The organism is Nostoc sp. TCL240-02, from assembly GCF_013343235.1.
Taxonomy (GTDB): Bacteria; Cyanobacteriota; Cyanobacteriia; order Cyanobacteriales; family Nostocaceae; genus Nostoc.
In genome coordinates this window covers 1,495,872-1,509,943 of the sequence record NZ_CP040094.1, presented here as the reverse complement: position 1 = coordinate 1,509,943, position 14,072 = coordinate 1,495,872, and the positions used below count along the sequence as shown (strand labels likewise).

Genomic DNA, 14,072 nt, shown 5'->3' with positions numbered 1-14,072 from the left:
TAGTTACTTAGTGTTGTGAAGCAATTAATGCCTGCACTTCATCCTGTGATAGTTGTTCAATATCTGCTAAAGCTTGAGCTAATTCCTCTAAATTTGTTTGGTTAGCCAGTTTTTGGACAATAACTTCAGCTAACTCAGCTATAGTCGGGCTATTAAAAAAGCCTTTATAAGAAAGTTCTGTTTGAAAAGTTTTGCACAGTTCAGAAACTAATTGAGTAGCAAATAAAGAGTCTCCCCCTAACTCAAAGAAGTTATCGTGAATACCAACTTTTTCAATCCCCAAAAGTTGTTGCCAAACGTCAGCAAGGGTTTGCTCAATTTCATTACTAGGAGCAATATAAGCATTCGCTAAGTTAGGACGGGGGTGAGTTGTTTTGAATTGATTAAGTTGGGCTAATTTTTCTTCCAAAGACTTAGGAGTTTTCTTTGGCTTAATTAGATTGAGAAAATCTTGTGTTGATACAATTATTTGAGAAACTGTGCTACTAAACAGAATACGTTTAAAAGCCTCTATGCCCTCCAAATCAGCCATTCCTGCTGCCAATTTTTCCCCTGTGATTTCTTGATGGCGTGCTTCAACAGGAATTGCCATTCCTACGTTGTTCCATCTATCCCAGTTAATAGACTTAATGAATTTCCATGTTCCATATTTAGAAGCGCTGTAATGAGCAAAGGAGTCAAGGAAGGCATTTGCAGCTGTATAATCTGCCATTCCAGATGTACCAATAAATGAACTTAGTGATGAACAGAGTATAAAGAAATCTAAGTTATTTTCCTTAAATAGAGTTTCAAGTACTCGTGTTCCTTGCACTTTTGGCGCTAAAGCTTTGGCTACAGTTTCTTTTGTTGTGAGTTGCATCATCCCTCCGCCGAAAACTGCGGCTGCATGAATTACTCCATGAATCTCACCAAATCGTTGATTAGCTTTTTTAAATACTGCGGACATCTGTTCAAGGTTGGTAACATCGGCGCTGATTACCATTACCTCTGCACCGAATGCTTTCATTCCCTGCAATTTTTGGATCTTCTGGCTGATATAATCTTGTGGATCGTGAGTGGATAACCATTCAGACCAATCATCTTGGTCGGGAAAAGTTGAACGTCCTACTAATATAAGTTTTGCTTGCGCGGTCTGCGCTAGATATTCTGCTAGCAGCAAACCAACACCTCCTAATCCACCAGTAATGAGATATACTCCCTGTTTTCTAAGGTGGAGATTTTCATTAACGGTTTTATGTAGTTGTGCAGGTTCAAAATCTTGTACCCAGCGATTCCGCCCACGATAAGCAATAATTTGGTCAGTCGTAGGGGTTATAAATTCCCCTATTAGTGTTTGGATAAGTTCTTCTTGCCCACTTTCTACAGGAACTACAACATCAATACTGCGACAAGTTATATTTGGATACTCAAGCGGCATAACTTTGCAAGTTCCAAGAACCAATGCTTTTTCTGGACACAGTATTTCTGAACCTGTTATTTCTTGTAAATTGTTGGAGACAATACTAATTTCTAAAGCATCTGTTTGATTATTTTCTGTAATAGCCTGTGCCAAAAACAACAAACTCGACCAGCCTAAAGCTTCAATTGTTGAGTTGGTGTAACTGTTTGATGTCACACTCCACAGATGAACAATCCTTTTGGGAATCTTACCCAGGCTCCGAAGTTCTTTGAGCAAGGTATTGTAATCATCCTCTTTTTCTGGATTAATCGTATATGTGCGTTGAGAATATTCGCTATTTTGCTGAAATTGCTCTCCAACTCTGACGGAAATAACATCTTGATTCTCAACTACTAGTTGTTTTATCAACTTCTCACCTAAGCCGCACTCATCCACAAACACTAACCAGCATCCTGCTTTTACCTCAAGTCCAGCTTGAGAAAGGTGTGCTGGCATAGTACGTTTCCAAGAAGGAATGTAAAACCAGTCAGCAATATCTGATTTTTTAGCCAATAAGTCTTGGTTCTGCTCTTTTTGCTTCGTGACGGTAAATGCTGTAGGTGCTGAGTCAGTTATCGATGCAGCAGCTTGAGCCACCAAAATTTGTTCGCCAAAAGCTTCAGTTTCAGAGACAGCCGCTACCTCAACAAACCCTTGAGAAACTAGTGCTTCCTGCCATTGCTTTTGTGATAAAAACGGATTACCACGGCTGCGTTCTTCATCCTCTAAAGGATTCATTAGCAGTCCATCGGTGAGATCGAAGTCTAATTGTGGTTGAGTTATTTCCCACAATAGCAGGAATCCTCCAGGAGCTAGTAGCGATCGCACATGCTCCAGGGTTTTTGTTATATTTCGAGTTACGTGCAATACATTGACAGCTACCACTACATCAAAACTGTGGCTGTTGAATCCTTGTGCAGTAGGCGGTTTTTCAATATCAAGAAAACGATATTCAACAAACGGATAAGCGCTAAACTGCTGTTTGGCTTGATTCAAAAACAAACCCCCTACATCTGTAAAAGTGTAGTTGGTGCGCTCAGATGGCAATACAGGTAGCAATTCTGTCGTGGCAAGACCCCCTCCACCACCAATTTCCAGAATTCTCAGGTTTACATCTGGTGGTAATGACTTTACTACCTGTTCCATAGCTGCTTGCATGATCCCTTTTAAATGGGTATCCAGAGGTAATTCTGAATTTGCAATTTCTGGATTGTTTTCTTTTACCGCAAAATACAACTCTAAAGGTTCTTTTTCACCAGTCAGCACATCCGGCAGATTCTCACCACATTCCTGGACGATATGTAGAACATGAGGTGTATTTACGCATTTGATTTTAACTTCTTCTACCAGAGCGTTAATCGAGTCTGTAGAACAGGGAACAAGGTTTGTAAATAAATCTTTTTCTTGTTGTAGATCACCTTGTTCTACAAGTACATCTAAAAAGCGATACAACAATTGCCGATAGCGAGGAATAATCTGGCATTGCTCACACAACTCTTCAAAAGAATATTGCTCATTGAAGCTCTTAAAAGCACCTAAACGCTGGAGAGAAAGGTTTATATAGGAAGCACACAAACGATCCAAACACTGTTTATTCAGCAAATAAGTTTGCTCGTCTAATGTGGCGATGCTAGCACGAGCCTTTACCCTACAAGCCTCTACCAAAGATTTAGCTAAATCAACTGCCGTTTGTCTTGGCTGTTTTTGTGCTTCAATCCAGTAACGTTGGCGCTCAAATGGATAGGTTGGTAAGGGAATATGATGGCGTTGTTCGTTAGCATAAAAACTAGACCAGTCTACTTTGATACCACAAAGCCAGAGCCGTCCCAAAGAGTTGAGTAAAAATGCTACATCCGATTGTTGTTCTTGTGGATGACGGATTGAGGTCAGTACTATCATGTCCTGATTATGTTGCTTGACAAAAGTACTTAAAGTCCGTCCTGGGCCAACCTCTAAAAAGATCCGCTCTTGTGTTTTGAGTAACTCAGTTATCCCTTGGTTAAAGCGCACTGTTTGCCGTAAATGCTTTACCCAATATTTGGGGTCTGTTGCTTCTGCTACAGCGATCCAAGTGCCACTGACGTTAGAGATAAACTTAATCTTCGGAGGATGAAGTTGGAGTTTTTCTAAATGCTCTGTAAATGACTGGAGAATTGGCTCCATCATGGGAGAATGAAAGGCATGAGAGGTCTGTAACCTACGGCAGCCTATACCTTTGGCTTCTAGCTGTTGTTGTAATTGTGCGATCGCTTCAGCTACACCAGAAACCACGCAGTAGGAAGGCCCATTACTTGCAGCTAAAGATAGTTCCTCCGTTAGCAGGGGTTGTATCTCTGATTCAGGAAGTTGGATAGAGAGCATTTCCCCACTAGGAAGTTCCTGTATCAGTCGTCCTCGGATTGCAACTAGCGCTAAAGCATCTTCTAGCGAAAAAACTCCAGCTAAAGTAGCGGCTACATACTCCCCGATACTGTGACCAATCATCGCCTCTGGGTGTACACCCCATGCCATCCACAATTGAGCTAGGGCGTACTCAATGACAAATAATGCTGGTTGAGCAACAATTGTCTGTTTAAGCTGCTCCGTTGCTTTGGCTGTCTGTGCCTCATTTGGATACAATACATGGCGTAGGTCAAAACCTAAATGTGGTTTTAGCAACTCACAACAATGATCAACTGTAAGTGTAAAAGTTGGCTCACTCTCGTAGAGTTCTCTAGCCATATTCACATACTGCGTTCCTTGCCCAGAAAACATAAACACCACAGGACGATTGCAAGGCTGCTGGTAGTGCGTAAATATCCGTTGTGATTCTGAAGTAGAAAGCATCTTCACCGCATCATTCATGTCTTGGCATACCACCATCCGGCGATGATCGAAAGCTCGACGACCTACACCAAGGGTATGAGCGACATCTGCAAGGTTTAAAGCATACTGCTGGAGATGATTAGCCAGATTCACCGTAGCTGTTTCTAACGCCGATTCCGTTTTTGCAGAAAGAACCAACAGATGATATTTCCTCCCCTGCTCCCCTTGCTCCCCCTGCCTTCCTACAGGCGCTTCTTCCAAAATTACATGGGCATTAGTCCCACCAATCCCAAAAGAACTGACTCCAGCGCGGCGAGGAATGTTATTTGTTGTCCATTGGGCGAGTTTGGTGTTGACATAAAAAGGACTGTTAGCAAAATCAATTTGCGGATTAGGTTCTTGAAAGTGCAAGCTAGGCGGTATTTGTTGATGCTTCAGGGCCAGAACAGTTTTGATTAGACCTGTTACCCCAGCAGCAGCGTCTAGATGGCCAATGTTGGTTTTGACTGAACCAATGGCACAGAAGCCTTTTTTGTCAGTACTGGCTCGAAAAGCTTGTGTTAACGCCGTGATTTCAATGGGATCTCCAAGGGATGTTCCTGTGCCATGAGCTTCAATATAGGTAATCGTTTCGGGTTCAACCTCGGCAACAACTTGAGCGGTTCTAATCACCTTGGCTTGACCATCTATCCGTGGTGCTGTGTAGCTAACTTTGAAAGAGCCATCGTTATTAATAGCCGAACCTTTAATGACAGCATGGATGGTATCGCCATCTGCTAGAGCATCTTCTAATCGCTTCAAAACCACGATGCCTACACCTTCGCCACCGACAGTTCCCTGTGCTTGAGCATCAAAAGCGCGGCAGTGTCCATCAGGAGAACCAATTGCCCCTTCTTTGTAAACATAGCCCGTTTTTCTGGAAGAACTTATGGAAACCCCACCTGCCAAAGCTAGATCGCATTCCCCATTTAGTAAGCTTTGAGTGGCTAAATGCACAGCGACTAATGAAGTAGAGCAGGCGGTTTGAACAGTGAAGCTTGGCCCTTCTAGATTAAGTTTGTAAGAAACGCGGGTAGTCAAATAGTCTTTGTCACCTGCGATCACAAGTTGATGATTATCTATAGATCCAATAATATCTTCGTTTAAATATACATTGAGTAAGTACCTACTGAAGCTGGCTCCGGCGTAAACTCCAATAGAACCTTGATAATTTTCTGAGTCATAGCCAGCATCTTCAAGGGCAGTATACGCACATTCTAAAAAGAGACGATGTTGTGGATCGGTAATTTCTGCTTCTCTGGGATTAAAGCCAAAAAATGCAGCATCAAAAAGTTCTACATCTTCTAATACAGCTCGTGCTTTGACAAAATTTGGGTTATTGAGTGTAGCTGCATCTAGCCCATAAGCTAACAGTTCTTCATCAGTAAAAACTGAAATTGACTCTCTACCATTTTGGAGATTTTGCCAAAATTCATCAACATTTTTAGCGCCAGGAAACCGACCTGTTATACCAATAATTGCTATTTCTGAACCATTATGATGAACAGCTTCTATGGGGATACTCATTCTTCATTAGCTCCTTGATTATTCATCATCAACTTTATTTTTTGCAGACGTTTTTTTTGTTGAGATTTACCAATTGAAATTTTTTCTATGGAAATATTAGTTTCGCTAAAAGATGATGTTTGATTTTTAGTTTGACTAAAGAACTCTGCAAGAGAGTTAATAGTCGGATATCTAAACATATCGAGCATTGATAAATCAGTTTGGAATATTTCGTGTAATTGGCTATGAACTTTCACCATGAGTAATGAATGACCGCCGAGTTCAAAGAAGTTATCGTGAACGCCTATGTTGTCAATATTGAGAGCCTTTTGCCAAACTCCAGCAATGGTTTGTTCCATCTGTGTTTGTGGCATTACATAAGTAGCTTCTAACTCTGGGCGGATTTCTGGTGCAGGTAGCGATCGCTTATCAAGTTTACCGTTGGGCAACAAAGGCAAGGTTGGCAGGATGAGAAAAGTCGAGGGCATCATATATTGCGGTAGTTTCTCTTGAAGAAAGCCACGCAACTCAGTAATTGTTAGTGTCTGTTCTGGCTGAGGGCTGACATAAGCCACTAAGTGCTTATCACCATGCTCGTCTTCCCTAGCTATTACCACGGCTTCGCGTACTTTATTGTATTGCTGCAATTTTGCTGATATCTCGCCCAGTTCGATACGGAAGCCCCGAATTTTTACTTGGTCGTCAATACGTCCCAGGAGTTCGATATCTCCGTTGGGTAAGTAGCGGGCTAAATCACCAGTGCGATACAGACGCATCCCCGATTTTTTGCCAAAAGGGTTAGGAATAAATTTTTCGGCAGTCAGTTCAGGATGATTGAGGTAGCCCCTGGCAATTCCAATACCACCAATATACAACTCGCCTGGTACTCCTACAGGTGTAAGCTGCAAATGTTTGTCTAGCAAGTACACCTGGGTGTTGGCAATAGGACGACCAACAGGTACACAATAAACGGGTTGGTTCTCAGAATAGGTAACTGGTTCAACTGGTTCAAAAAGTGTGACACCAATAGTTGCCTCAGTTGGGCCATAAGCGTTAAGCCAACGGATACGGGGACTCTTGGAGCGATCGCTTACCAGTTTATGCCAAAGTGCAAGTTTTTCTGGTAAAGCTTGCTCAGTTCCGACAATCACCAAGCGCAGCGTCGGCGGTAATGGTGTTGTTGTTTGAACCAAGTCGGACACCCACTCATGCCAATAGGCTGTTGGTAAATTAAGGACAGTTAGTTTTTCCTGTGCCAAGAATTTTCCAAAGTGAGCAAACAATAATACCTGATTGGGTCGGATAACTACAGTTGAACCACTTAACCATGATGGAAAAAGTTCTTCGGCTGTTACATCAAAGCTCACAGAAGCGAATTGGAGAACGCGATCTTCTGGTTGCAGTTCATAAGCTTTAGCAGCAGCAATACTGTGGTTCACTAAAGCTTGATGCGAAATCAGCACGCCTTTAGGTGTTCCTGTAGACCCAGAAGTGTAAATCACATAAGCCAGATTTTCGGCTGTTACATTACTACTAGGATTTTCCTGACTTTCCTGGGCATACAGATCCGATTCGTCTAGGCACACAACCTGAGCCGCAGATGTAGGGAGTTCCGTAACCAGATGCTTTTGGGTAAGCAACACTAAAGGTTTGACATCGTTTAATATCAAAGCTAGTCGTTCTTGTGGGTAGGATGGATCTAACGGCACATAAGCGCCACCAGCTTTCAGAATGCCCAGAATTCCGATCGCCATTTCGAGCGATCGCTCCACACAAATCCCTACTAAAACCTCTGGTTTTATTCCAAGAGATTTTAAATAATGCGCCAATTGATTTGCGCGGTGATTTAGCTCTCGATAGGTGAGGTGCTGGTTTTCAAAACTTACGGCAATGGCATCAGGCAATCGCTCTACTTGAGCCTCAAATAACTGATGGATACAATACTCACCAGGATAGTCAACTTTAGTATTATTCCATTCCACCAACAACTGATGCTGTTGACTTTGTGTCAATAACGACAATTCTGCAGTGTGTTGCTCTGGGTTAGCAACGATGTCTGACAGCAAATTACAGAAATGGTCTACCATTCTGCTAATAGTAGAAGCATTAAACAAATCCGTGTTGTACTCAAACCATCCGCTTAGTCCTGACTCGGTTTCAAAGAAATCTATGCTCAAATCAAACTGGGCTGTTTGCTTTTCCAGTTGCAGAAAACTCAGGGTGACACCAGGTAGCTTTAACTCATCTTTGCGGATATTTTGTAATGCAAACATCACTTGAAATACTGGGCTGTAGCTTAAATCTCGTTTGGGTTGTAGTTTTTCCACGAGATACTCGAAAGGTAAATCCTGATGAGCATAAGCCCCCAAAGTTACTTGGCGTACTCGCTTCAACAATTCTCGAAAACTTGGATTGCTTCCAAGATCAGTACGCAACACTAAGGTATTGACAAAGAATCCAATTAACCCCTCGATTTCCGGGCGGTTGCGGTTGGCAATAGGAGTACCAACCAAAATATCATGCTGCTGAGTATAGCGGTATAGTAAGACCTTGAAAGCTGCCAGCAGCGTCATGAAGAGAGTAGTACCTTCTTGTTGTGAAAGTTCTTTGAGAGCCTGGGTTAATGATTTGGGCAGTACAATCGACTGTTTCGCACCTTGATAGTTCTGAATTGCTGGGCGAGGAAAATCTGTCGGTAACTTGATGATGGACGGAGCCGCATCTAGTTGCTGTATCCAGTAGGATAGCTGAGTTTGTAGCTCCTCTCCTTGTAACCATTGCTGTTGCCACACGGCAAAGTCTGCATATTGGATAGGGAGTTCAACAAGCGGTGATGGTTGACCAAGGTTGAAGGCTTGGTAAAGCGCTGCCATCTCCTTGATAAGTATTTTCATTGACCAGTCGTCGGAAACAATATGGTGCATTGTGAATAACACCACTTGTTCTACTTCACTTAACTGCAATAAAGTAGCTCGCAATAATGGAGCCTTGGCTAAATTAAATGCTTGCTGTGCTTCTTCGGCAGTTAGTCGTAAGACTTCGGCTTCCCGTTCAACTTCGGAAAATTCCCGCAGGTCAACCATTGGCAGGGAAATAGTTAAGCTCGGGTCAATCACTTGGATTGGCTGACCCTCTACTGTCATAAAACTAGTGCGTAAAGCTTCGTGACGTTGCACAATTTCATTTAAGGTTTGCTCTAGTGCGGGTACATTCAGCGAACCTGTAAGCCTAATAGCATGAGAGATATTGTAGAAAGCACTGCTAGGCTCCAATTGGTTGAGGAACCATAGTCGTTGCTGGGCAAAAGATAGAGGAAAAAAATCCTTATTTTGAAGTAGCCGTGCGAGAAGCTCACGCTTTTGCTTTTCTGAGAAAAAAGAGATATATTTGTGAGTATCATTCATCGTTTAATGTCATTTTTAGATAATATTTCTATCTCTTGTATTAGAGAATCGACTTGCTGCTCAGAAATTTGATTAATTGTTGTCAAAATATTTTTACTATTTCCACGCTTGGCTCTGGTAATTTTCGGCAAATTATGATTTTCAGTCTGTTTTTGGCTGAGATATTCTGCCAAGGAGTTTATAGTTGGATATTCAAATAAGTCAGAGATAGAAATATTAATATTCAATCTTTTTTGGAGTTGGCTACGAACTTGTACTATTGAAAGTGAATCACCTCCAATTTTAAAGAAGTTGTCATAAAAATCTAACTGATGGATTCCCAAAATATCCTGCCAAATATCGGCAAGAGTTTGTTTTATTTCCGGATAGAGAGCAATGTCAGTATTGCTTAGTTTACTTAGTTGAAATAAATTCTCTTTCTCGGAAATTTCTGATAAGAAAATAGCTTTTAAAACCTTTTCTTGTTCACCTAGCATCATTAAATCATAGGTAGATACTATAATTTGGACTAGTGTATTTCCAAGAATGCGCTTAAAGACTTCTATACCTTCTGAGGGTAATAACTCTTCTTTAAATTCAGGTATTTGGGGACTATATGAAATTCCTGGTCGTTTCTTTGGTACCTTTGCTGCCATTCCCACTTCCTGCCACGCAGACCAGTCAATAGATAAGGTAAACGTCTTACTTTGCTGATTTTTATAGTGAGCAAAGGCATCAAGAAAAGCATTTGCTGAACAATAATCTATTTGCCCAAACCCTCCCACGATCGCAGTACGGGCTGAACACAAAACAAAGAAATCTAGTTGAACATTCTTGAGCAGATTATCCAGAATTAGCGTACCTCTGACTTTCGGTGCTAAAACCTTTTCTGCCATTTCCGGTGTTTTTCGCTCGATTATGCCACCACCAGGAATTCCTGCGGCGTGGATCGCACCATTAATTGTACCAAATCGCTTTTGAGCCGTTGCGATCGTTTGTTCCATTTCTTCTACTTTGGTTACATCAGCGCAGATTACCAAAACTTCTGCACCCAGTTTTTCCAATTTTTGTATTTTCCGAATTTTAAGACTCATGGGATTTTGCTCCTCGTGAGTATTTAGCCATTGTTCCCATTCCTCTGGTGACGGAAAAGCTGAACGACCGATTAAAATCAGTTTGGCTTGTACTGTCTTCGCCAAATGTTCCGCCAACGCCAGTCCAATTCCTCCGAGTCCACCTGTGATTAAATAAACTCCCCCCTCTCTTAACCGTGGCGTTTCTTTGACTTCAGATAATAGAATTGGCTCAAAGTTTTGCACCCAGCGATAATTTCCGCGATAGGCAATAACTGACTCACAGCTTTGAGTTTTTAACTCCAATAATAGCTGGTTTATGAGTTTTGGTTTCCAAGTTCCGGCTTGGGAAATAACAACATCAATGCTACGACAGTTTATGTTTGGATACTCTTTAGGAATAACTTTAACAGGCCCAAGTATGGTAGCTTTTTGGGGACACAGAATTTCTTCTCCAGTGACTTCCTGCATATTGCTAGAGAAGACTACAATTTCAATGTCATGAGTAAAATTTTGTTTTCCTAATGCTTGTGTAAGATACAGCAGGCTGTAAAATTCTTGTTCTATAAATTCATCAGCTTGTTCAAGTATTAAATTTGCTTGAACAACAGGTGTGATACTCCATAAATGAATAATTTTTGTCGGAATATTGTTTTGCCTAACAAGTTCCTTAAGCAAGGTATTGTACTCACTTTGTTGTTGAGGATTAAGAGTATATACGCGTTCATTCAATTGATTAAATTCCGGTTCACTTCTAACAGTAATTACAGCCTGACCTTCAAGTTCAAGTCGTTTGACTAATTCTTCACCTAAGCCGCATTCATCGATAAATACTAAAGTGCAGGAAACAACTGACTTCTCAGATGGTTGATGGGTGGGTAGTGAAGAGCGTTTCCATGATGGAATATAGAACCAGTTGGCAATATCCGGCTTTTTGGATGGTAGAGATTGTACACTTTTAACAGCCTCTGCTTTTTGGGGTTCAATCCAATAATGCTGACGCTCAAAGGGATAGGTAGGCAAGGGAAGGCGATGACACTGTTGATGAGTATAAAGCCCTGACCAATTCACTTTTACTCCCAAAAGCCATAACTGACCCAATGTGTTTAATAAACCGAAATCCGATTGACTTTCTTGTGGATGGCGTAATGAAGTTAATACAACTTGCTGTGCCACCTTATCTGGATGAAATTTAGCGAATTTACTCAATGTCCCCCCAGTCCCCACTTCTAGGAGAATTTGCTTTGGTTTTTGCAACAACTGTGCAATACCTTCAGAAAAACGTACTGTCTCCCTGAGATGTCTAGCCCAATAACTTGGTTCAGTTACTTCAGCAGCAGTTATCCAAGTACCAGTGACATTGGAGATAAAGGGAATTTGCGGTGCTTTTAAATTAACTTTTCTGATCTTTGCGATGAACGAGTCAATAATTGGCTCCATCATTGCAGAATGGAAGGCATGGGAGGTATGTAGACGGCGACAGTCAGTTTCTTGCTCAGTCAAGCTGTTATGCAACTGTTCAATTGCTGACTCTTGTCCCGAAACCACACACAGAGATGGCCCGTTAATCGCTGCCACTTGCACAGATGTTTTATAGAATGTTTCTGTGTTTAGCAATGACTGCACTTGTTGCTCTGACAATGCTACAGCTAGCATTGCGCCTGAAGGTAGTTGCTGCATCAGTTGTCCACGGGTAGCAACTAGCATTAATGCATCTGCTAAAGAAAATACCCCAGCTAGACAAGCGGCGACATATTCGCCCAGACTGTGACCAATCATTGCACTAGGATGCACTCCCCTAGCTATCCACAACTGTGCTAGAGCGTATTCAGTGACGAACAACGCCGGCTGAGTAATATAAGTTTGTGTCAACAGTTCTGTCGCCCATTGGGTCTGTTCTTGACTAGGATAGAGAATAGTGCGTAAGTCTAATCCTAAAATAGGTTTAAGTTGTTCACAACAATAATCAACCTGTTCCCGGAAAATCGGTTCAAATTGGTATAATTCTACACCCATGTTTACGTACTGAGATCCCTGACCGGGAAACATAAACATAACCTCTGACTCACTTGGTTCTTGATAGTGCGTCAGAACTCTTTGCGGGTCTTTTGCCTCTAAAACTTTGATTGCATTATCAAGGTCTTGACAAACTACCACCCGACGATAATCAAAAGCTCGACGACCTACCCCTAGAGTGTAAGCAACATCAGCTAAGTTTAAATCGGGATGGTGTTTGAGGTGATTAGCCAGATTTGCCGTAGCTGCCTCTAATGCTGATTCCGTTTTCGCAGAAATAACCAACAGATGATGTTCCCTGCCCTGCTCCCCTTGCCTTCTCTGCTTCTCTACCGGAGCTTCTTCTAGAACTATATGAGCGTTAGTGCCACCAATACCAAAGGAACTGACCCCTGCACGTCTAGGGTGTCCATTTGACTTCCATTCTGAAAGCTTGGCGTTAACGTAGAAGGGACTCTTAGCAAAATCAATCTGGGGTGATGGTTCTTGAAAGTGTAAGCTGGGTGGTATTTGCTTGTGTTTGAGTGCGAGGACAGTCTTGATTAAACCTGCAACACCAGATGCAGTATCTAGGTGGCCGATATTCGTTTTTACTGAACCAATGGCACAGAAATTCTTTTTCTGAGTTCTGGCGCGAAAAGATTTAGTTAGGGCTGCAATTTCAATGGGATCTCCTAAAACGGTGCCAGTGCCATGAGCCTCTACATAACTGACCATATCGGGTTCAATTCTGCTGATGGCGAGAGCTTCAGCAATCACCTTGGCTTGACCATCGATACTAGGAGCTGTATAGCCAATTTTGGCAGAACCATCATTATTAATCGCTGAACCTTTAATCACAGCATGAATATAATCTCCATTAGCGATCGCATCTGCTAGTCGTTTTAAAATTACTATACCTACCCCATCACCGCCAACTGTTCCTTGCGCTTTGGCATCAAAGGCGCGGCAGTGTCCATCGGGAGACAAAATTCCCCCCTCTTGATACGCATAGCCAGTCTTTTTTAAATTAGTTATAGAAACTCCACCTGCTAAAACCAGATCGGATTCACGATCTATTAAGCTTTGGCAGGCTAAATGAATAGCGACTAATGAACTAGAACATCCAGTTTGGACAGTGATAGCTGAACCCTTTAAATCTAATTTATAAGCAACTCGTGTAGTCAGATTATCTGTACGATTATGATGTCTAATTTGGTCAAGACCAACTAATTTGATTAATTCAGGATTGGAAAAAAGATTGAATAAAAAGTAACTACTAATACTGGCGCTACCGTAAACACTAATTCGACCTTGATAAGTTTTAGAATCATAGCCAGCACTTTCTAAAGCCTCCCAAGCTGTTTCTAAAAAGAGGCGGTGCTGGGGATCTATTATTTCTGCTGTTTTGGGAGAGTAATCAAAGAATGCAGCATCAAATAATTCTATATCTTCTAGTACAGCATTTGCTTTGACATAATTTTGATTATTTAATGTAGTTGTATCTACTCCCATTGATTCTAGCTCTTGGTCTGAAAAAAATGAAATTGCTTCCAAACCATCTTTGAGGTTTTGCCAGAAGTTATCCAAATTATTGGCTTTAGGAAAACGCCCCGACATACCGATAATAGCTATGTCTAAATCGCTTATTTGAGTCTCCTTCAGGTCGTCATGTGTCATGCGTAAGTTTTTGTTAGTAAAGATTTTATTAATTTTAATCTTGGTCAGATAGTTTTAAGCTGTTGCACCTAGAAGTTGTACCATTTTTCTTGTCAATAAAAGCTAGAAACCCTCTCACCTGCCGTTAAAATGTGCAAATTAAATGCTTAACAG

General features: G+C 41.6%; 3 protein-coding genes. All 3 read right to left on the bottom strand.

The window, feature by feature from the left end:
- Positions 1–7 precede the first annotated feature (7 nt).
- From FBB35_RS06555 to FBB35_RS06545, 3 genes are read right to left on the bottom strand one after another with little or no spacing between them, the layout of a single operon-like run.
- Positions 8–5,809 (bottom strand): type I polyketide synthase, encoded by a 5,802-nt coding sequence (locus FBB35_RS06555; protein ID WP_174708987.1) that lies wholly within the window; start codon positions 5,807–5,809, stop codon positions 8–10.
- On the bottom strand, positions 5,806–9,192 hold the full coding sequence (locus FBB35_RS06550) for a non-ribosomal peptide synthetase (RefSeq protein WP_174708986.1): 3,387 nt from the start codon (positions 9,190–9,192) through the stop codon (positions 5,806–5,808). Before FBB35_RS06550 ends, FBB35_RS06555 begins: the two co-directional genes overlap by 4 nt.
- Positions 9,189–13,919: a type I polyketide synthase gene (locus tag FBB35_RS06545; RefSeq protein WP_174708985.1), complete on the bottom strand. Its 4,731-nt coding sequence runs from the start codon at positions 13,917–13,919 to the stop codon at positions 9,189–9,191. Before FBB35_RS06545 ends, FBB35_RS06550 begins: the two co-directional genes overlap by 4 nt.
- Between the last annotated feature and the right edge of the window lie 153 nt (positions 13,920–14,072).